Source organism: Acinetobacter lwoffii (genome assembly GCF_024129355.1).
Classification (GTDB): domain Bacteria; phylum Pseudomonadota; class Gammaproteobacteria; order Pseudomonadales; family Moraxellaceae; genus Acinetobacter; species Acinetobacter lwoffii_I.
The window spans coordinates 154,906-176,471 of sequence record NZ_JAMXXP010000002.1; the positions used below are offsets into that span (position 1 = coordinate 154,906).

15 protein-coding genes are annotated in these 21,566 nt (G+C 37.0%); 3 read left to right on the plus strand and 12 right to left on the minus strand.

Annotated elements, in window-relative coordinates; translation table 11 throughout:
* Nucleotides 1–608: 608 nt before the first annotated feature.
* From NI468_RS02240 to NI468_RS02295, 12 genes are all read right to left on the minus strand, one after another.
* Nucleotides 609–3,815, minus strand: a complete 3,207-nt coding sequence (locus NI468_RS02240; protein ID WP_253099509.1) for an SNF2-related protein — start codon at nucleotides 3,813–3,815, stop codon at nucleotides 609–611.
* A 9-nt stretch (nucleotides 3,816–3,824) separates the two neighbouring features.
* Nucleotides 3,825–5,228: an EH signature domain-containing protein gene (locus tag NI468_RS02245; protein WP_253099512.1), complete on the minus strand. Its 1,404-nt coding sequence runs from the start codon at nucleotides 5,226–5,228 to the stop codon at nucleotides 3,825–3,827.
* A 5-nt stretch (nucleotides 5,229–5,233) separates the two neighbouring features.
* Nucleotides 5,234–5,965 (minus strand): type I Zorya anti-phage system protein ZorB1, encoded by a 732-nt coding sequence (gene zorB1 / locus NI468_RS02250; protein WP_253099529.1) that lies wholly within the window; start codon nucleotides 5,963–5,965, stop codon nucleotides 5,234–5,236.
* An 18-nt stretch (nucleotides 5,966–5,983) separates the two neighbouring features.
* A complete protein-coding gene (zorA, locus tag NI468_RS02255) occupies nucleotides 5,984–8,050 on the minus strand; it encodes an anti-phage ZorAB system protein ZorA (protein ID WP_253099532.1) in 2,067 nt (688 codons plus the stop codon).
* A 182-nt stretch (nucleotides 8,051–8,232) separates the two neighbouring features.
* Nucleotides 8,233–11,109, minus strand: coding sequence for a type I restriction endonuclease subunit R (locus NI468_RS02260; RefSeq protein WP_253099536.1), 2,877 nt, complete (start codon nucleotides 11,107–11,109; stop codon nucleotides 8,233–8,235).
* Between the two features lie 29 nt (nucleotides 11,110–11,138).
* A complete protein-coding gene (locus NI468_RS02265) occupies nucleotides 11,139–12,050 on the minus strand; it encodes a DUF5655 domain-containing protein (RefSeq protein ID WP_100329890.1) in 912 nt (303 codons plus the stop codon).
* 17 nt (nucleotides 12,051–12,067) lie between these two features.
* Nucleotides 12,068–12,919, minus strand: coding sequence for an HNH endonuclease (locus NI468_RS02270; RefSeq protein ID WP_253099539.1), 852 nt, complete (start codon nucleotides 12,917–12,919; stop codon nucleotides 12,068–12,070).
* A 9-nt stretch (nucleotides 12,920–12,928) separates the two neighbouring features.
* Nucleotides 12,929–14,173, minus strand: a complete 1,245-nt coding sequence (locus NI468_RS02275) for a restriction endonuclease subunit S (RefSeq protein WP_253099542.1) — start codon at nucleotides 14,171–14,173, stop codon at nucleotides 12,929–12,931.
* Nucleotides 14,173–15,741 (minus strand): type I restriction-modification system subunit M, encoded by a 1,569-nt coding sequence (locus tag NI468_RS02280; protein ID WP_253099545.1) that lies wholly within the window; start codon nucleotides 15,739–15,741, stop codon nucleotides 14,173–14,175. Before NI468_RS02280 ends, NI468_RS02275 begins: the two co-directional genes overlap by 1 nt.
* Before the next feature lie 191 nt (nucleotides 15,742–15,932).
* A complete protein-coding gene (locus NI468_RS02285; protein WP_253099547.1) occupies nucleotides 15,933–16,937 on the minus strand; it encodes a hypothetical protein in 1,005 nt (334 codons plus the stop codon).
* 79 nt (nucleotides 16,938–17,016) lie between these two features.
* Nucleotides 17,017–18,054 (minus strand): YagK/YfjJ domain-containing protein, encoded by a 1,038-nt coding sequence (locus tag NI468_RS02290; RefSeq protein ID WP_253099550.1) that lies wholly within the window; start codon nucleotides 18,052–18,054, stop codon nucleotides 17,017–17,019.
* A 228-nt stretch (nucleotides 18,055–18,282) separates the two neighbouring features.
* On the minus strand, nucleotides 18,283–18,498 hold the full coding sequence (locus tag NI468_RS02295) for an AlpA family phage regulatory protein (protein ID WP_253099553.1): 216 nt from the start codon (nucleotides 18,496–18,498) through the stop codon (nucleotides 18,283–18,285).
* A 107-nt stretch (nucleotides 18,499–18,605) separates the two neighbouring features.
* Between NI468_RS02295 and NI468_RS02300 the strand changes: the two genes are divergently transcribed.
* From NI468_RS02300 to NI468_RS02310, 3 genes are all read left to right on the plus strand, one after another.
* The gene (locus NI468_RS02300; RefSeq protein WP_253099556.1) at nucleotides 18,606–20,030 is read left to right on the plus strand and encodes a hypothetical protein; all 1,425 of its coding nucleotides are present in this window, start codon (nucleotides 18,606–18,608) and stop codon (nucleotides 20,028–20,030) included.
* 90 nt (nucleotides 20,031–20,120) lie between these two features.
* Nucleotides 20,121–20,414, plus strand: coding sequence for a hypothetical protein (locus tag NI468_RS02305; protein ID WP_253099559.1), 294 nt, complete (start codon nucleotides 20,121–20,123; stop codon nucleotides 20,412–20,414).
* Between the two features lie 11 nt (nucleotides 20,415–20,425).
* The gene (locus NI468_RS02310; protein ID WP_253099562.1) at nucleotides 20,426–21,460 is read left to right on the plus strand and encodes a DUF932 domain-containing protein; all 1,035 of its coding nucleotides are present in this window, start codon (nucleotides 20,426–20,428) and stop codon (nucleotides 21,458–21,460) included.
* Nucleotides 21,461–21,566 lie beyond the last annotated feature (106 nt).

The following is a 21,566-nucleotide window of genomic DNA, read 5'->3' on the forward strand; positions in this document are numbered from 1 at the left end:
TGATTGAAAATGTGCTTTAAATTTTCCTGCATAGCCTATTGAGCAGTATTTGCATTTATCTCTTGTTGAAAGGATTTATTTTTAATGACCAGTTCAGAAATTATGGCTGATCTTTCTACCTTAACACCTATGATGCATTAGTATTTTATTATTGATTTTATTAAATTTTCTATCAATATTTAACATTTAGCATACTAAAAGGTATACATAATAAAAAAGCATGCCCCTAAGAGCATGCTTTTCCGTTTAAATCTTCTATCAGTAACTCTATCATATCATGCTGATGTTTTTCTATACTTTCGGTATTCCATTCACGTCTTCTACTCTCAACAAATTCCATCATAAGTTCAAGTATCAAACTGATTAGTGCTTTGATATTCTTTCTTAAGCGATACACAATAAGATGGTGTTTCAAAAAGTATGCTAGTTAATTCTGTCAATACAAAAATTGAAAAGAAGTAAATTAAATTCATTATATTTTTAATGCTTTATGAGATTTAAATTATGGTTAAAATATAGTCAGCATGCTTTTTGAAACACCACCCACAATAAATCTGCATAATTATGAGATGACCATCCAACCATCTTGGTCCGACTGCAGTCAGATATTAGTCTATTAAATTAAATAGCTCTTTAGTTAAATCTATATTAGGTTTTAGCATATCGTCAGCAAGCTCCCTCTTACTTGACAAGAGCTTGTCTAATTTTATTTCAAACGTGCTGAACTCTTCTGCCACTACTGTTGGATAGTAAACAAAAACTTCTTTATCTTGCCCAATACGATACGCACGGTCAGTTGCTTGATCTTCCTTAGCTGGATTCCAACTACGTGTATAATGAATGACATGATTAGCACGTTGAATGTTAACACCAAATCCTACCGCAGTAGTCGATAAGATAATGATATTAAACCCTGATTTTTCTTGAAATTTATCAATCAAGTTTTGCCGTGTTAAGCCTTTTTTACTGCTGGTATTTGAATCACCATTGACTGTTGTAACGTTTAAGCCGAATCTCTCCAAAAGAATTCGCTTAAGAAATACTTGTATGTCTCTAAATTCGGTAAAAATAATGACTTTTTCATTTTTTTGCTTGATAGATTCTAAAGTTTTGATTAACCAGTTTACTTTTGGAGAATCATTTAAATTAGCACTTGGCTGAAACTGTAATGGATGAGCACAGATCATTCTCATACTATGCAAAGAAGTTAACATCGCTCCCTGATTACCTTGAGCTGACAATTTTTTAAAGCGGTTAACCACATCAATATATAATTGTCTTTGCAATAATGAAATTTCAATATTTTTACAGTCATCTACTTCAATTTTAGCAGGTAAATCTGCGACATCATGTTTCATTCTTCGTAAGACTTGAGGGGCTATCAACTCACGAAGCCTTAATAGTGCTGCTTCATCATTATTTTCAGTATTTTCAATGGGTTTTCGATAATTTTTACCAAATTCATTTAAGGGGCCTAACAAATTTTCCTGAATAAAATCAAATAGACACCAAAGATCGGTTAAAGAGTTCTCTACTGGAGTACCTGTACACGCAATTTTAAAATCTGCTTTTTGTGCTTTTGCAGCCTTCGTCACCATTGCTGTAGGAACTTTAATCTTTTGGGCTTCATCGCAAACCATTATGCTCCAGTCTTCTCTAGCTAGAGAAAATTCTAGATCACGCATTGTCTCATAGGTTGTTAAAACAATGTCAGCATCACCACGCCAATGATCTTCTAAAAGGTGGGTAATACCATGATTTTCTCTTAACTGTGCCGAGATAAAATGTTTGGGAATTTTTCTATCTTTTAAATTATCACCATATAGACTTAATATTTTGGCAAATTTACCACTAAAGAATCGATTTGCTTCGGCTTCCCAATTCTCTAACAGTGAAACTGGAGCCACAATTAACACTGGTTTCTTATCTTCAGCATTTTCAAGATACTCACCAATAAAGCATAAGAGCTGAAGTGTTTTACCTAAGCCCATATCGTCAGCTAAAAGACAGCCACTGACTTGTTCAGGCGCATGCTGATGCAGATTCTGCAACCATGCTATTCCATATTCTTGATGCTGCTTTAAACTAAATTCTTGGTTTCTAAAACTAGCGGGCAATCTAGCTGATGGAGGATTCTTCTCATCAAAAAGTAAGCGATTGACTCGCTGTTTTGTAAACTCTGCTTCATCAATATTATTCGCGATTAACAATGTATCTTTTTTCTTTTTCTGTGAATTAGCGTTAGATTCTTCTAAAATCTCTTTTGGCTCTTCTTTCTTAGAAGCATATAAACGGTCTAATAAATTTTTGGCATCATCTAATGACACTTCTTTATCTGTATATGGAATTTCAACTTCATCTTGACTGTTTTGCTCCGCCTGCTTAATCCGCTGCTCAAGCAATTCAATGGTTTCATCAAAATTTTCATATTGCAGTTGCTGCTCTAAATCCATTAAATGCTGTGGCAACCATTCAAATTCCCCGCTGTCTCTTTTAATAAATTCAGAGTTCAGCTTTTCTGCTTCTCCAATACCAATAACACGACCGCTATAATTCGATAAATCCAATACTTTTTGAGCTTGTAGTTCATCTTGATATTTTTGAATTTGATTTAGGTCATTTTTTAATTCTTCGATTTGATCATCTAAATAGCTACTTCGGTCAATTTCATACCCTGCCCATACAAAAACAGGGGATTTTTTGTCATACGCTTGAATAAAATAAGAAGTCTGATCCACATTATATAGTTCTAAAAAAATTGGATTTTGTTCTCTTTCAGAATTCTCATGTAGCTCTAATTTCGCAGAATCATAATGATTTGACTCATTATAATTTTTTTCTATTTGTAAAGAATAAGTATAAATTTGTGCTTGCTGTTTTGACTGCTCAAAACTCTCAGGTGAAATAACGTCAATAGCATCATCACCTAGTTGAGCAAATGGATTGTGTAAAAAAGCTTGCGCGCGCTCACCAGAAATACGTCTATTCGGCATTCTTTTAATTTCATTTAGTACCTGCTTCACTTGAGGCTCAATCACTACATGTGCAATTCCACCATCAGCTAAGCTAATACTATACTGATCTTGAACATTATTATATTGATCAAACGTCTTCAGCCAATTTGATGGAGCTTCATCAAATTCAGGCTGGACTTCTACAACAGATTCTTGACTGATCAAATTTTTTCGAAGATTTAACTGTAATTTCTCAGGTGCTAAAACCACTGTCTTTCGTAAAAAATCATCTAGATTTGCATTAGACTTATTGGCCAAATTTCTGATTTTCGCCCAATATTTCTGGTTCTGTTTCGTATCTTTATTCTCTATACGTGAAAACTCTTTTAATTTTTCGACCAATTGAAAACTTGGTTCACTTAATAAATGTTCTGTGCCATCAATCGTTAAAATAGCTCCAACTCGTTGAATAGAACTTTTAACTTTAATGTTATTTTCGTTAAACCAACCATCTAAGATAATTTTGAAATCTGGGTCACTTAACCCTCCTTCACTTCTAATTATTGGCCGAAAAGAAGTTTGTGCCGGTAAGTTTAGCAAGTGAATCACATTACTATGTTCTAAGTCTTGCTGAAGTTGAAAAAGCTCTTCCCAAGGTAACACAAAGTTGTCATCCATAAGGTATGCAAGCTCTTCCTCTTCCAAGCTTTCCCAATAGAAATCAGCATCTGTTTTAGCATTTTGTGTATATGAATAAATTACACCTACTTCATCATACGTAAAATATTTGGAGTTCGATTGAAAAGATTCTGCCTGCTCTGCCTCAATACTTTTCTTTTTTTTCCAAAATGCAAGTTTCATGATTTTTCCTTAATATTTTCTATAGCCTGAATTGTAGTTATTCACTCGGGCATAATCAGAAAACACACCCAATTCTGCCATTTTGGAATCAAAACGAGATTGCCAACCAGGTGTATGACTTAGCTTAAGTAAATTATTCCATGGTTTTAAAATATCTCGATGTACTTCTAGCTTATTTGCATTGTATGGAATCTTATTAACAATGAAGCATGCATTACCAGTATCTGAAAAATCAATAACATACAAATTTTCAATTTTTAACATAAAAGCATTATTGGTAGGAGTAGATCCAACTAATTTTTTCAAACGTCCACGATTTAAATCACGAAATTTTTTATGTTGAGGCTGTTGGGATTGAAATGCTGATGGACCAAGAAAAATTTGAGAAAAAGAAATTTTATCGATAAATTTAATCCAATAATTAAAACGATTTACATCTGCAGATGCACTAAACAACTTAAAGAATGCTTCTAAATCAGCCCTTACGAACCATTGAATGACCATTTTTTTTGTATCAGCATTGACATTATTCCAACCAGCGGATGAGTCGTACTGTGGATTTCCCCATTGGTTTAAGGCTAAATATTTTAGGACTTCATGAACTTTTGCTCGCTCAGAAGTACGAGCATAGCGCTCTAATAAAGCAACAAGAATATCAGTCATGTATAAAACATTTTGTTCAGCTAAGTCTAAAAATCGGGAGATAATTTTCAAATAATCCTGCTCATTCATACCATTAATAGATTGAATGGAAGACTGAATTAAATCATCCCAAAACCAACTATTAGGTGCCATCTTTAAGCTTTCTAATTCACTTGCAAGACTACTTGTATCTTGTTCTTGTAGAAATTTTTTAACAAGTAATTTTGTTGGTGAATTAGATAAAATTTCAGAATAATCAACGAGAGTATTCATCCATTTTTTAGGACGCTTTAGGTCTTTATAAACACCAGACCTATTTGTATTCAATATATCTCTCAATTGAATCCATACTACTGGCTTACTTTTCACATCTTTATTTTCTAAGGAAAAATAGCTGTACAACAATGGAAAATAAACGAGTCCAATAATATCCTTGTCTGATTGTTGAAAATTCTGAACAATTCTTTTACCAATATCACTAAAGATAAATTTTTCTTGTTCACCTGGTAGTATTTTGCTCAATGACCAAGCCAAATTTTTCCAATCTCTTCTTGTGAGATCCTCAAAACCTGAATTTTCTAATTTGGAAATTGATCTAAAAATTTTTTCATCTAAAGGAATGCCATTTTCTAAATCATCAAATTTCTGTTCAATCACAGAAAGTGTTTTAAGTAGTCGTTGAGGCTTCACAAATTTCGTATATGTAACCTCTACAACTGAATGACCACTTACTTTTTCCTCCAAACGATGTTTCAAATTTTCTATGCTCATAGATATCACCGAGTCAATTGGCATGTTTCAATCGGCGCTGAAACAAAATTTGGTTGAGGGTCTGCACTGTCTTTTTCTTTTAAGCCATAAAACTGCATTCTCAATTCAACACGGCGAGATGCTTCTTTGCTATCTTTAGCGGAGTTAAAAGATACTCCCCCAGCCAAGAATAGTTGCTTAACCTGGTTTTTTTGCTGTTCAGTTAAAGAAAGACCAGAACTAAATTTAGGATCAAGTAAACTGCACATGACCCATTCCGAACGGCGCAAACTTAAATTTAAGTTATACAAATATGAGCCATCTGTATCTGTAAAACCTTCGATCACTATTTGCTTAAACCATTTTTCACCTTGCGGATTATTTGCCTCTTCAAGAATAATCGGGACAATGGTATTTAATCGGTTTCGACCTACCTCATTCAATCGATAATCATTGTGTGAAAATCGCCCAGCTTCACCAAAGTTTATACGATTATTTTTACAATCGACTTCAATACCTGCATCTTTCAACTTCGCACTATGCTTGATGCTTTGACAAATATTTAAAATTTCCGCACTTCTTTGATCTTCAGCTTGAGTCGCCTCATTAATTTTTTTTGTTACGATCATCAGTGATACTGCCATAACGACAAGAAATAAAGTCATTAAAGCTGTCATCAAGTCAGCAAAAGAAATCCAAAAAGGCTTTTCACCTTCATCTTTAGGACTTGGTTTTTTAGAGTACCGATTACCTAGCATTGCTCATGTACTCCAGACCTAGTTTTTCTTTTGTCTAACGATATCTTCAAGATCTTCAACAAAGCTGCCTAAGCCTTCGACACCACTTGAGAGACGTTTAACTGCTTGGTCAAGCGTATTATCATAAATACCTAATGAATGATTCAGACTCGTTTCAACTGAAGCTCCAAAACTATCAAAACTTTTTACTAACACATCACTGACTTGTTCAAGATAGTCTTGCATCTCTTTTTTCACTTGATTCAATGCTGTTGTAATTTGATTCATATCCTCAAGCATTTTAGTACTCATGCCGGCTTCAGATTGCGCTTGTTTAATTAGCCCCTCAAGCGTACTGATCGCCTTATTGACGCTATCCTGAGAATTTTTATAATCACTCAATAACGAAATAAGATTACTGCTTGCACTAGTCAAATGAGTAGATGTAGTGGTTACTTCAGAGATCAATTGTGATGTTTTATCTGTGACGCTAATAAGAGATGTACCCGCCATATTAAATTGTTCTGAAGCTAGACGCATTTTTTCTGCGCCATTGTTCATTCCTGTAATACTATCAGTCGTCACCTGAGTGAGCTTTTGAATGTTATTTTTATAAGATTCAACTGCATTTTGACTATGCACAATTAATTCTTTGACCTCAGCCCCAAGGCTGTCAATTAGGATTGAAGATTGTTCATGCAGCTTATGCTGATTATCTGCAATTGTACGATCTTGCTCTATACGTTGTTTAGCAATATCTGCTATCACACCAGACATAGTTCCGCCCATATGTCCAATCAGCTCAGAAACCTTCCCATTTAATTGTTCAATCGCATATTGTCCCTGCTCTCCAATTTTTTCTGCACCTTTAGATAAGTGCTCGACCATTGAATTCATTTGATCGGACATCGCATTTTGCTTTTGTTGAATATCCTCAATCATTTTAGACATTTGGTTTTCTAAGCTTTTTGTCGAACTTTCACTATTCACTTTCATATCAGTAATTAATTTAGTGAATCCTAATTGCATCTCTCTCATTGCAGATACTGATTGAGTCATCATCTCACTCATACCATTCATTTGAGTACCAAAGGTTGATTCTAATTTACTCATAAATGCAGTGAGTACATCGGTCATTAACTCTTGGACAGCAGAACTTTGATCACCACTAACTTGTTGTACACTTGATGCAATTTTCTCTAGTGGTGCTTGTAAATTATCAGAAATAGACTGGCCTATTTGATCAGCCATATCTTTACTTGTTTTGGCATAGCTATCTGTTAATTGTGATGCAAAAGCTATTTGATTCTTTTTATTTTCATCAACCAAGTTCGTCATCATAACTTTTAGTTCATTAACTAGACTATCTTTCAACTGACGAGCGTTAGTTTCATTTGCTTGGGACGACTTAAGTAATTGAGATAAATACTCCTCACCAGTCTCATCAGGATCAAATTTTGTATCAATCGCTGTAGTTAAACCTTCCAATCCTGCATAACACTTTCTTAACCAAGACTTCTCTCTCCATGTAATAATCATTGCAGCAGTAATAGCTAAGCCTGATGCCAAAAAGGCCTCACCCACCCCTTTTAATAATAATGTTAAGCTGTCTTGAACTTTACTAGGATCTCCTGCTGGATCAAATGCTAACAATCCAAACAATAGACCTGAGAATGTTGCAATAATACCAAAGCCTGTAATCATTCCAGGTAAATGCTTATAAAACTCCACTCTGAGTGGGGTATCAATTATTACCGACTGAGAAAAAAACACTTCACTCGACACTGTAGATTTAGATGCGACAACCACTGACTCCCCATCTACTTCTTGATTTAAATCATGTAGAGAGCTTTTATAATTCAACCATGCATGACTTAGTGTCTCATTAGCCTCAAACACTTCATTTAAAAAGTTTTTATCAAACCTTTGATTAGACTTAATCTTACTTAGATTAGAAATTGCAGTATTTATTTGATCATAAAGCAAACGAGCTGGTTTAATGTAATTGATGAAAAATCTTATGCTCACGACTATCACAAAGACTGCCATCAATAACGGAATTACATAAAACTCTTGTAAAAATTGTGCAATAGCTAAGGTATTCATTTATCCCCCGAATCGTTGAAAATATGCTATTAATTCTTTAAAAATCCCTGAACTTATACCAGCTCTACTATTACAAACTATACTTTAGAACCGCTCTAGAATATTGATTTTTAAAAAATATTTATATGTTACTTTCAAGTATATTTTCATGAAAAGTAAATTCTTAATAAATAAAAACAAAATCATATGCCTACATAAAACTTTTCAATCAGTTTCCGGGTCTTGACCAGCAAATTGGTAAATACATTCTCCCGTTCAAACAGCTTAACCTTATATTTTGGCAAGTCTTTCAGCTCTTCCTTACGTGGCAAACGCTTGGTGAATTCATAGTGTTCCAGGACCTGCTGCATCGCCTCAGGTTTCAGGTTTTCCTCGGCACAGAGATGCTGATAGGCCTGTTCCTTCTCGGCATCCCAGAACTGGGCAAAGGCCGTTTGTACGCTCTGTCCATTGATCATCTTAGGCATGTTTTCTTCAATGAATTTCTTAATCAGCGCCTGCTTGTCATACAAGGTAATTTCATTGCCGATCAGGTCATGCACCTGAGCTTCGTACTTCTTACGCTTTTCATCATCCCCGGCATCAATTGCCAATTGCAACAGGTTGATGATATAGCCGACATTGATCCGGTCACTGTGCAGCAAGTCCAGCTGAAAATCGACATCGTCCAGTACCGACACTTTTTCTTTTTTAGTGGTCTTACGTACATCACGGCACAGGTCGGCATACTTGGAAGCAAAATTGGCAAAGTGCTGTTTATCCAGTGCGGTCTGATTCTGGTCGTATTCAATAAAGGTCTGTAGTTGGGCGTTGTAACGCATCACTTCACGGAAGGCTTTAATAAACTCCAGCTGCTGATCTTCCGTAATGAGATCATCTACACTTTGATAATCAGGCGTGATATTAAGTAGCTTCCGAACAGCAGACTCATAATCCTGTTTAATTTCCTCATAGCTTGGTACTAGTACCACTTTTTGCGCTTCTTTATTGGAAAACAGAGCTAGAGCTTCATCTGTGGCACGTTTCAGGTTACGGAAACAGATGATATTGCCAAATGGTTTTTTATCATTATAGACACGGTTGGTACGAGAGAATGCTTGAATCAATCCATGATATTTTAGATTTTTATCGACATACAACGTATTTAACGGCTTAGAGTCAAAGCCGGTCAGGAACATGTTCACGACGAGCAGGATATCAATCTGCTTCTTTTTGACCCGATCGGCAATGTCACGATAATAGGCATAGAACTGATCACCAGAGTTGTAATTGGTTTTAAACTGCTGGTTGTACTGGGCAATATAGCGATCCAGCTTGTCACGGCTGGACGGATTGATCTGGCTCGGGATATCTGCCGCTTCTTCATGGATCAGCCCGTTCTGTTCATCTACAGGCACAGCTTCATTGGCTGCATAGGAGAAAATCGTCGCAATCGTCAGCGGTTTAAATAGTCTACCCTGCTCTTCGTCCTGTTGCTGATTCTCCGCCTGAACCTTTTCAAACAGTTCATAGTACTGGGTCAGGGTATCGACCGAGCTAACACAGAACATCGCGGTAAATTCACGATTACGGGTTTTGGTGTCATGGGTCTCGACAATATAACGCGCAATCATTTCCAGACGTTGCGGGTTGTCATACAGTTCTTTGGTATCGATGCCCTCGACTTCATCATCATAGCCAAGGTTATTTTGCATGCCCTTGGCCGTAAATTTACCTCGGTAATCAATCTGGAACTGTAGTACGTTACGATCACGGATGGCATCTACAATCACATATTGGTGCAGGCATTCATTGAACAGGTAATCTGTAGTGAGTTTCAAACCTGCTTTGGATTGACTGTTTTCTTCAAAGATCGGGGTTCCAGTAAAGCCAAACATTTGGGCATTGCTAAAGAACTTCTTGATGTTCTGATGGGTTTCACCAAACTGGCTGCGATGACACTCATCAAAGATAAACACCACTTTCTGGTCTTTGAGATAATCGATATATTCCAGATAGCGGTCATTGCTGATGGCACGGTTCAGCTTTTGAATGGTGGTGACAATCAGTTTGTCATGGCGTTGATCCAGCTGTTTGACCAGGGTATGGGTGCTGTCGGTACTGTCGACGCTTTCAGCTTTAAAGGCATTAAATTCTCTTGAGGTTTGCGTATCTAGATCATTGCGGTCTACCACAAACAGAACTTTTTCCACATCCGGCATCTGCATGATGATCTGGCTGGCTTTAAATGAAGTCAGGGTCTTGCCTGAACCGGTAGTGTGCCAGATATAGCCATTGCTGTTGGATGTTTGTACATGCTGCACGATTTTCTGTACTGCATAGATCTGATAGGGACGCAGCACCATCAGGCTTTTGGTGGTTTCCAGCAGTACCATATACTGGGTCAGCATTTGGGTCAGATGCTGCTGATTTAAAAACGTATCGGCAAAGTCGACAATTTCATTGATGTGTTTGTTGCTGACATCGGCCCAGGGAAAGGCAAATTCAATGCCGGTCGTGCCGTTGGAGTAGTAACGGGTATTGGCGCCATTACTGATGACAAAAAGCTGAATAAAACCAAACAAGCCCTGTCCAGCCCAATACGCTTCACGAGTATAACGCTGAGTCTGGTTAAAGGCTTCAGCGATTTCCATGCCGCGCTTTTTCAGCTCGATCTGTACCAGTGGCAGACCATTGACCAGCAGAGTCACATCAAAACGACTGGTGCGACCATTGTAATCACGATGGTCAATAGTGATTTGATTAGTCACCTGATAGATATTTTTGCTTGGATCATCAGACAGAAAAAAGATGTGCCTGCTGCTGCCATCATCAAATTTGACCGGGAACAGATCACGCAGATTCTTGGCCCGTTCAAATACTGTACCAGTATTTAAAAAGCTGATGACCTGTTTCCATTCAGTTTCTGACAGTGGTGCTAGGCCATTGGCCTGTTCAATCTGGGTTTTTAGGTTTGACAGTAGTTGGCTTTCATCCTTGAGCGTGACTGAGGCATAACCCAATTGCTGTAGCTGGCCGATCAGTTCGTTTTCAAGTTGGTATTCGCTTTGTACTGTCATTCCCTTTTCCCTCTAAAATCTTAAATTATTCACTTCAATGTTTGTTTAATTAAACTCAAGATATATTCTAAATTTTCTGTATCTGACACGATCACTTCACAATCGCCATTCCCCCAATGTCCAACATTAGTCACATCCTTCGCGATCTGCTTCGGATCATCCAGTTGATTAAAAGGCATATTTAGCCAGATGCGAATTTGCTTTGTCCCAATACTCATATAGACATAGTTACGCTTACCCTTACGGAAGGCGATATACATTTTCTTGGGATGAACATCTAAATCGGTGGTTAAGCCCAGAATTGAGTCCCTGAATTGCTCATATAGCTCTTTGATGTCATCGGACTTATCCACCAAGTGATAGGCTTCATCATATTGCTGGATCTCTTTGGCAATCTTTTGAATATCTTCAGACTCAACCTTTTGCACTTGCTTGATTGAAGGCGCTGATTTGGCTTTTTGCAATGGATTGACTGAAACAATTCCACCCTGATAGCGTTTGATTTCCCACAGCTCAATGCCTAAGTCTTTAAAGTTAGTGGACTGCTTTTGAAAGTCGGTAAAGCTGGGGGAAACGAAGATGATTCTGCTTTGTGACCAATCCACGTCCTGACGTTTAAGCTGTTTACTCTGGCTTTCGTTGTACTCAACGATAAAATCTGCTTTGTAGTCGAGCATCAGATTTAGATAAGAAACGCCTTGGTCGATCACGCTATAATTGCGTTCACGCTTGTATTCGATAATTACAAAGGCCTGACTTTCGGGATCGAAAGCCAGTGTATCAATACGGTTGTTTTTAATGGTGAATTCAGACTTGATGAATTCCAGACCTGTAAAACTGTAAAGATTGTTTTCAAACAGACTTTGAATTTCTCTTTCCAAACGAAAAGGATCTTCTGTAAGTTCTACTAATGACTGTGCTTGGGTTTGATAAAGCTGCATTAAGAATCTCGAATTATTTATTCTTCAAATGTTTGTCTAAGCGGATTACTCAAAGAAACGCTATATAAGAGTTTTAATCTCTTAATTGTCATTGGAATACCATTTTCCTGTCTATGTAACATTGCATGGCAATTTGGGCATACAGGTAGTAAATCAGTTTCAGGGTTTACTTCATAGCTATCTGAAATTTCACTCAATGACGTAATATGATGGACATGAATAAAATCTTTAGCGAATGTTCCATAAGTTTCTGCAAAGCTCATTTCACATATCTTGCAACGTGTACCATGAATCTCAATGCACTTCGCTCTTGCTTCCGGGTTTCGTTCATATCTGTTGACTTGGACTGTTTTTTTCGCACCTTCAGGAAATAATGAATTTTCTAAATTTGCTTCATCGGGATAGTTGGTATTCACACTATCAGTTTTAAACTCATTAAAAATATGAGTTAAAAAAATGCGAATTGGATCATTTGAGGCTTTATCTCGATCTGTGCGACGACCTTGAATAGGAGCATCAGGAATTAAGTTTTCCTGTCTGAAATATTCAAAAGACAAAGTGGATTTATCCACTTTGTTTAACTTTTCAAAAACAGAGTATCCACCTAGATAACTTTCAATTTTCTTTTTATCCGACCAAAATACTTTCTGTGATACTGGGTATTCTGAGTTTTCCGCATGCCCAATAACTTTGAATTGATACATCACCTTTGAGATGGGTTGGGTCACATATACATGAACAATATCATTGAGCTGTAACCCTTTACCTTCACTAGTGGCTGAATTCTTCCAATAAATCTGCGGCAAAGCATCATAAGCTGCTTCTAAATCAAACTCAGCATAATTCACGGTTACTAGCCAATTTGCCATAATTTCCCCCTACACAAACATCTGCTGCAACAAGCCTTTCTTCCAAGTTTTGGCCTGTTCAATTTGCTGTACTACTACGTCAATTTTTTGGTCAATCGCAGACAGGAAATTAGCGATTTTGGTTTGTTCTTCTAGGCAAGGAAACATAAACTTAAAATCATTGATCTTCGTTAATGTAATACGCTTAAGTGCTTGACCAGCAATTACACCATTGATTTCCTTTTGTCCTAAATCAGATAACAGTATGTGATATAAAAAATAATTGTTGAATTCTGACTTTAGGCGTAAAAATGCCACACTTGATAATAAGCTGAATTCTTCAGTCAATGTATTAACGCAACATTGCCCAATAGTTCCATCCTTAGTTAAAAGGACATCACCAAATTTTACATCACAACTCGAATAGATTTTTTTATGGTCATCAGCACTTACAAACTCAAGGTTAGAAAAATCTAAGTATCCATTTTTGACATTTTTAGAGGTTAAGTATTTATATTCACCAACTTCAAATGTTTTAGGAGAGAAATGAGTTCCATCTTTAATTTTTAAACAAATCTCAGAAAGCTTTTTTTCCTTCCACTCCCCAAACTCACTGCCATCATCCGCTTTAAAACGAAGCTGCTGACTAAACAGCTTTTGCATCATGCCTTGCTTATATTGGCTGAGTAGCTGATTTTTTTTCGTGAGCTGGCTAATCTTTTCATCTACTGCGGAAAGAAAAGAAGCGATTTTGGTTTGTTCTTCTTTTGAAGGTAGTTTTAAAAGAACTTCACCCAATATTTTTTGGGAAATATTAGTTTGTGACTTTGCTAGTCCTGAAGTTTTAGACTGCAACTGATTCTGACATTTTACTGAAGATAAACTAATACCTAAAAATAGAGGATTGTTTTGTTCATTAGCTTTCAAGCGAATTAATTTATCTGAAATCATCAGTTTTGAACGAACTGAATGAGGAACAACTGAAATAACCCCAACTCGTTCCGTCGGCCCTGCTCGTGTAACCAAAATATCCAAAGGTTTGACTTCTATTTCATTTCGAGGAGTCAGCTCTAAAGGCAGTTTTTTATTAAAAGAAGAATTAAAGCCACTCCAATCCACTGAAGTTGTTTTTAAAACCCCCCATTCGTTTGAATTCGCAGGATAGCTTTCACATTGAGGACTCCAACCTGAATCAATTGAAGTAATGCAATTTTTTAGTGTGTCTTCCTTCCAATCCCCATCAAACTCTTTAAACCGTAACTTAGGCGCAACCATCACTTCACCTCCGCAAAAGGCGAAGCAATCCCAAGCTCTTTGCAAAACTCTGCAATCACCGCATCGGTTTTTTGACTATCTTGTTCCAAGTCTTGCAGCTGTTGGGCAATCGCATCCAGATCAATCTCGGCTTCCGCTTCAAAGGTATCCACATAACGCGGAATATTCAGGTTGTAATCGTTGTCTTTCACTTCCTGTAAAGTTGCTACATGCGCGTATTTTTCGATGTCCTGACGCTTTTCAAATGCCGAAATAATATTGTCTAAATGCTCAGGCAAAAGCTTGTTTTGATTCTTCTGCTTTTCAAAATCGTTACTGGCATCAATAAACAGAATGTTGCCGCTATGCTCACGGTTTTTCTTCAGTACCAGAATACAGGTCGGAATCGAGGTGCCATAGAAGATATTGGCAGGCAGACCGATGATGGTATCCACCACGTTCATCTGCTCAATCAGGTATTGGCGAATCACACCTTCACTGGAACCACGGAACAACACGCCATGTGGCAATACCACCGCCATGGTGCCATGCTCATCTAGTTGATACAGCATGTGCTGTACAAAGGCCATATCCGCTTTGGAACTTGGCGCCAGTTTGCCATAAGCGGCAAAGCGTTCATCTTGTAGAAATAACGGATCGGCTGACCAGTTAGCAGAGAATGGAGGATTAGCCACTACTGCATCAAACTTTTTATCCAGATGCTGCGGACGGGTTAAAGTGTTTTCCTGCTTGATATCGAACTTGGCAAAATGAACATCATGCAGAATCATGTTCATACGTGCCAAGTTGTAAGTGGTACGGTTCATCTCCTGACCGTAAATCATGTCCACATCTTTAACTTCACGCTTCACCCGCAGCAACAACGAACCTGAACCACAAGTCGGGTCATAGACCGAACGTAAACGCTCTTTGCCTTGGGTGACAATTTTGGCCAGTAAGGTTGATACTGTTTGCGGGGTATAGAACTCACCGGCTTTCTTACCCGCGCCTGATGCAAACTCGCCAATCAGGTACTCGTAGGCATCACCCAGTACATCGGCTTCGGTATTACTAATATCAAAATCAATATCATCTAAATGACTCAGGACTTTGGCCACCAGTGCATTACGGTCGCTGGCATTGTTGCCGAGCTTGGTTGAGTTCAGATCCAGATCTTCAAACAGATTCGCAAAGTCATCGGCAGAGTCGGTGCCCAAAGTGCTTTGTTCAATCGATTTTAATGTCGCAGTTAAATCATCCAGAATGAATTCGCCCTGACGGCCACGCTCAGCTAAGCTATGAAATAGCTGTTTCGGCGTGAGCGCATAACCGACTTCGGCAATGGCATTCTTTTTGATTTCTTCGATATACGGTACATGCTCAGGATTTTGTTCATCCAGCTCAAGAAAGCTGACCTCTTCGCCATCCAGCAATTCATTGGCAAAGTTCACCGACTTTTCCGATAAATATTTAAAGAAAATAAAACCCAGAATGTAATCACGGAATTCATCGGCGCCCATGGTGCCGCGCAAAGTATTGGCAATATTCCAGAGTTGTTTTTGTAGCTGTTGTAGTTGCACCTGGGTCATTGTTATAGAAGTCCAATTAAGTGAATCATTAATCCAATGATTTTACCTAAAATTCTAAATCATGCAGCAACAAAAAGGTGGAAAAGGACATGAATTGTCGCTTTACTTCAACTTATGGACAGAAAGCCATAAAAATAAAACTCCCATACTAGAGATGGGAGTTTTATAATGATCGTACTTTTGATGAACAATTAAAAAATCATAAGTTTATAGTCAGGTCTAATTGCTTTCGAAGAGTAATGATGCCTTTTCATAGGCTCAATAATAGACTTAAAATACTTGGACCAATCTTGATAGCTCCATGAAGCGCCCACCACTTGATTGGTCTCAACCAAAAATGCTTGCTCACAGATAAGAGCTATTTTCAGATCCACCCATAGTTCTTGACTAAGAAGATTAAACCTTAAAAGTTCATTTAAAGTAGGGTGCTTCAGAAGATGCCCCACATCAGTAAATGCAAATACTCTACCGCAATATTGTCCATTGAGATCTTTAGATATTTGATAGGCAAATCCATGTAAATTATTTAAATTTTCCTTTTTCAGCATATTGATAAACTTACGTACAACTGCTGCAAACTGCTGCTCATCTTTAAGCTGTAATGGAATACTCATACGTCGGTAAATGGCATCAAATTTGAAATCTACCTGATGAATGTCGATCTGTTGATGCTCACGTAAAAGTTTTGCAACAAATCGATTAACCGTGTTTTGTTGATCTTTTACCTGTTGAGAAGTTTTTAAAATTGCTTTGGTCATCGTTTTTTCGTCAACTAATGCCCTACCACGTAACTCATTCCAACATCGCTCAATCAGCATGGTATTTCTGAAATGCAGATCATCTTTTTGACAGTCAACCGATAGCGGCAAAATTCTAATTATCCCAGAGCATTCTTTGAAACATTGAAATACTTTTTGTATTTGTGGATCAAAAACAAACCCTTCCCCTAACTGTTGATCAAAGTAGTCAAAGTAGTTCGAGGCTACGTGCAAAAAATGATTCAATAGATCAGTGGAAAGATATCCTACATCATTGTTAGTATTCGAATTTAAACTCAAAATTCTAGCAGCGGGTGAGGTAATTTTTTTAAATAACTTGAGTGCTTCTGTAAGCACCAAAGCTTGTTGTGGTAAAACATAATTTACAGGAACTGGAATTACTTTGGTCTGTGGCGATAGTGCTGCGTATGTATTCATATATAGGCTCTGATATGTATTTTTTTAGTGCCCTGCTCATCAGGTGAATGAGCAGGTATAACTTCGGTGATATGTAGATTTATGTCCCTCTACGAGGGCGGCCTGATTTACGTTTACTTGCTGGCATCTGACTTGTACCAAATGTTTTGAGCCTACTACCACTGGGTATAAACGCGTGTTGCTTATCTTTAGTGAAATATTTGATAACTAGTGACTCTAATGCGCTATGAGCTTTTTCATCATCATGATGTAACATTCCAATAGCTAAATATTTATAGCGTTCTTTTGAACCATTACAGCTGTAGTAACTTCCCTTAGCCTCAGTAAGTTGTACCCATTCCTTGCCGAACTGGTCAGCTATAATCTCGTCTTTTTGATGTTTATTACCATCTAAGAAGAAAATAGTATGATAGTGATAGCCTTTATCAACGCCGTATTCTAGTTTCCAAATATAACCAATAGGTCGCTGATGTATTGAAAATCTTGATTTCAAAAATTTCTTAAACATCTTTCTGATCAGATTCAAATCTTCAGAAAGATTTCTACATTTTTTCGCAATTGCAAAATCAAGACGCAAGACTAGTAACTTTGAATATTTAACTCTAAGCTTGTTTAGCAACTGAATAGCACGCGCTTCTTGATGTTTTAATCTTTCAGATCGATTGCTCTGTGCCTGAATAAATTCATCTTCCAGGGTGCCTGAATAAATTTTAGAAACAAAAGCATTTGCTAGATCTGCAAATATAATAGGTTCTCCCGCGATAGGGAGAACATCATTTGCTTGAAAATTTTTAAAATAGCGTGGTTCAAAATTTATAGGTTTTAATATTTCTTCATATGCTCGCATATACACTTGAGTATATTCATTATTAATCGCTAATTCAGTCAAATCATCGGGATCTGGACATTGAGATAACAGATTTCTAACCAAGGGATCCGCTTTTTTAAACCGCCCTGTCTGTAATTTAGGAAAAGCACTAGAAATCTTATTGTCAACAATAAGATCAATTAACGTCTCAAGTTTAGAGTAGTCCTTATCCGCTTGTTCTAAAAGATAGGAAGCAGTGTCTGATGTTTCAAATTGCGATATGATTTTGTCACTTTTACTCATAGTCATTACTTTTTCCAGACATGAGTTCTCCCTGAAGGTATAGCTTGTGGGCTATACCTATTTCTTAGAAGGCTCATGTGTATAATTAATAGAAGATATATAAACCCTTAATCCTTAATTACTTAATATTATTAAGTACCTAAAGTCTGCTCATTGGCTGAACAAGGCATAGGTGGACTTAACTGCTTGGACAGCTGGGGATTTATATAGTTAACTCGTTGGAAAGTTATCCTTTTAGTAGTTGGCTACACTTCTTGTTTTTAACCAAGTAAGGATATCCTGTTCAAACCATCCCACCGCATTCAAACTTAGTTTGACTGGCTTGGGAAAGTCTTTATCATACCGAGGTGACTTTGGATTCATTTTGTCGTAAATTGTTGACCGGCTTAAGCCAGTTTTATATTCAACTTGTTTACGTTTTAAAATCGTTAAATCAAAAGGTGCAGTCATGCTAAGCTCCGTTAATAACTGGTAGGAACAGAATGCAAATTATTGAGAGAAAAGTGCACCTCATGTCTATTTCTTGTTTATCAAATCTATTTCTTGTTTATTAAATTATGCCAAATATTCACTATTCAAACCTGCACAGCTTAACAATTCCTACCATTAGAAAAATAACAACAAGAGAAATTAGGAAGCTACAATTCGAATTAATGTATCCTGATCTGATAAGAGCATTAAAATATACTAAAAAAAAGGTTGAAGAAAAATCATACAATTTCATACATGATCTTTTATTAGTAAATAACTTTGGTACTGTTCCTACGGACGATCAAATTATGGAAACTGTATCAAGATCAGATATAGGTAATATGTTCTTTGATTTTTTTCAAACCTCTAACTTAAATCAACCTGCTGATTTTTTTGACAACCTAATTGATAAAGAAGAAATCATAATTTTTTTTAATAAATTGCGCCCACTTTTAAAAATTCCCTATGAAATAGCCAAGAAAAAAGATATCGATTTCGAGTTGCTCATTTCTAAATTTTCTTTACGGGAGCTTACAACTGAATTTGACCTTACTTCTTTCATTCGCGATGTGTTTGACATCCAATATGCAATCGATGGAATTCATTTTTTAGAAAAAAGAGGTAGCAAAAAACCAACAAAGCACTTTTATGAAAATTACAATAATTATTTACCAGAAGCTTTCAATCATCAAGATGAGGCTGAGCAAAAAATTAAACTCATACATGAAATATCTAAACTAAAACATGATCTTTTGACAAAATATGAATTACCTAACCTCACCTCTACATCTGCATATTTTTCCAATGTACATAAAGTTAATCTCACTATACAAAAAAATAATTATCAAAATGACTATCTCTCTCTTAATTTACACTTCACAGAAACGCCAAATAATATCTCAAACATTCTCATCGAATACCTTACAGAATACCTTTTGAAAAGAGAAAGCTTTGACAGTCAGTTCAATACCCCCTATCAAAAAAAAACAGACGAAGAATTAAAGGCTTATGCTAATATACAAAATATAATTGAAAATTTAGACTCTATAGGGAAGAAAAATAAAAGTAAAATCAACAGACTAGACGCTTTACTTAATAGATTGATATGTTTAAATTTTTTTAAACAAATAATTAGAAAACCAAATTTCAAATTTAATGATATTTACAAATCTTATGATTACGATGATCATATGAAAAATTTAGCTAAGATCCTAGAAAAAAAACCTGAATACCCTATTTTAGAAAAGACCGTACCTGAACTTTTTTTCCATCAAATTATATCTTTTATAAGTCCATTCGAATCCAAATTAAATTATACAACTCCAGAAGATAAGAAAACCATTGAAAATTTAGTCTGTAAGTATATGAAATATGAGGTAAAAACTATTGAAAAAAAGGCTCAACAACAAAATATTGTCAATTTTAGGAATAACTATCTCGATCGCACTGTTCTTCAAGAACAACTAGCGGTAGCAAAGTTAAATAAATCACAGGATAAACAATTTAATTAAAACCCAATATATTTCAAATATATATCACAAAAACGATAATTACCCATCAGGTCTGCTTAGCAGACCTTTTTTAATTTTAGAGGTGTCCATATGACGACTTGCCCTGCTTGTCATAGTGAAGGAATAACTTTTCTTGGATTAGCTCCAAAAAGATCTAACCAAGCCCCAAGCCAAATCTGGTCACAACCAACACTTATCTTCATTGGCAAAGAATTAGCCAAAGCTTACAGAATTCCTCCTGTAATTGGAGAGGTTACAGGAGCCAGCTTAGGCTATGTACTTAATTATTATTTATATAAGCATTCTGGATCTCCTTTCGTACAAAACGAGAAGTCTTACACCTGTAATGACTGCAATTTAACTTTTCAAATCAATCAACAATAATAGGTATAAATATGGCACATCAACTTGAACAAATGGCGTATATCGGTGAAACCCCTTGGCATGGTCTAGGCAATCAACTCACTCAGAATCAGCCGATTGAACTCTGGGCCCAGCAAGCAGGGATGGACTGGCGAATTGAATCTTCCGATGTCAGCTACATGGCAAAGAATGAACGCGGGCAGAGCATCATCATGCCCTATCAAGAACAGCGGGTGCTGTATCGTTCCGATACTCATGCGCCTCTGTCTGTAGTCAGTCAGCGTTATCAGGAAGTGCAACCGAAGCAGATCTTGGAGTTTTATCGTGATCTGACTGAACAATCAGGATTTGAACTGGAAACCGCAGGGGTACTGAAAGGCGGAAAGAAGTTCTGGGCATTGGCACGTACTGGACAAAGCACGGCTTTAAAAGGTAAGGATGTCAGTAATGGTTATATTTTACTGGCAACCGCTTGTGATGGAACCTTAGCCACCACCGCACAATTCACCAATATTCGTGTGGTCTGTAATAACACCTTAGCGATTGCCTTACGTGGACAAAACATTAGTGCAGGTGTAGTCAAAGTCCCGCACAGCACCAAGTTCGATGCGGAAAAGGTGAAACAGCAGCTGGGCATTTCAGTTCGTGCCTGGGATGAGCATATGTATGAGATGAAACAGCTGACTCAACGTAAAGTCACTCAAGGAGAAGCGGCTGCCTATTTTGATGCAGTGTTTAACAATACCAGCATGAGTGCTGCTGATCAGGAGGAGAACATCATTCAATTCTATCGGAATATGGCTACTCCAACTCCAGCCAAAGAAAAGCTTGAACCGAATGGACGTGCCATGGCTAAAGTCATGGACATGTTCAATGGACAGGGTCGTGGTGCAGAACTCAGTTCGGCGAAAGACACCGCCTACGGTTTGCTGTGCAGTATTACAGAGTTTGCCGATCATGAACGTCGTGCCATGAGTACTGATCACCGACTTGATTCTGCATGGTTCGGTGCAGGTGCTGCGTTAAAGCAGCGTGGACTAGAACAGGCACTTCGCTTAGTGGTTTAAGTTTCATTTAAGCCAGTGCTATTACAATAATGGTCAAGGGGTCATGTAGATGATCCTTCTCCAGTGAAAACCCCTTTTGCCACATCTCCAGATGTGGCTTTTTTTA

Coding starts and splice junctions, on each gene's coding strand:
- zorB1 (WP_253099529.1), bottom strand. CDS start 5,965: ATGCTAGGTAATCGGTACTCTAAAAAACCAAGTCCTAAAGATGAAGGT.
- NI468_RS02240 (WP_253099509.1), bottom strand. CDS start 3,815: ATGAAACTTGCATTTTGGAAAAAAAAGAAAAGTATTGAGGCAGAGCAG.
- NI468_RS02275 (WP_253099542.1), bottom strand. CDS start 14,173: ATGGTTGCGCCTAAGTTACGGTTTAAAGAGTTTGATGGGGATTGGAAG.
- NI468_RS02270 (WP_253099539.1), bottom strand. CDS start 12,919: ATGGCAAATTGGCTAGTAACCGTGAATTATGCTGAGTTTGATTTAGAA.
- NI468_RS02285 (WP_253099547.1), bottom strand. CDS start 16,937: ATGAATACATACGCAGCACTATCGCCACAGACCAAAGTAATTCCAGTT.
- NI468_RS02295 (WP_253099553.1), bottom strand. CDS start 18,498: ATGACTGCACCTTTTGATTTAACGATTTTAAAACGTAAACAAGTTGAA.
- NI468_RS02265 (WP_100329890.1), bottom strand. CDS start 12,050: ATGCAGCTTTATCAAACCCAAGCACAGTCATTAGTAGAACTTACAGAA.
- NI468_RS02280 (WP_253099545.1), bottom strand. CDS start 15,741: ATGACCCAGGTGCAACTACAACAGCTACAAAAACAACTCTGGAATATT.
- NI468_RS02290 (WP_253099550.1), bottom strand. CDS start 18,054: ATGACTATGAGTAAAAGTGACAAAATCATATCGCAATTTGAAACATCA.
- NI468_RS02305 (WP_253099559.1), top strand. CDS start 20,121: ATGACGACTTGCCCTGCTTGTCATAGTGAAGGAATAACTTTTCTTGGA.
- NI468_RS02310 (WP_253099562.1), top strand. CDS start 20,426: ATGGCACATCAACTTGAACAAATGGCGTATATCGGTGAAACCCCTTGG.
- NI468_RS02260 (WP_253099536.1), bottom strand. CDS start 11,109: ATGACAGTACAAAGCGAATACCAACTTGAAAACGAACTGATCGGCCAG.
- NI468_RS02245 (WP_253099512.1), bottom strand. CDS start 5,228: ATGAGCATAGAAAATTTGAAACATCGTTTGGAGGAAAAAGTAAGTGGT.
- zorA (WP_253099532.1), bottom strand. CDS start 8,050: ATGAATACCTTAGCTATTGCACAATTTTTACAAGAGTTTTATGTAATT.
- NI468_RS02300 (WP_253099556.1), top strand. CDS start 18,606: ATGCCAAATATTCACTATTCAAACCTGCACAGCTTAACAATTCCTACC.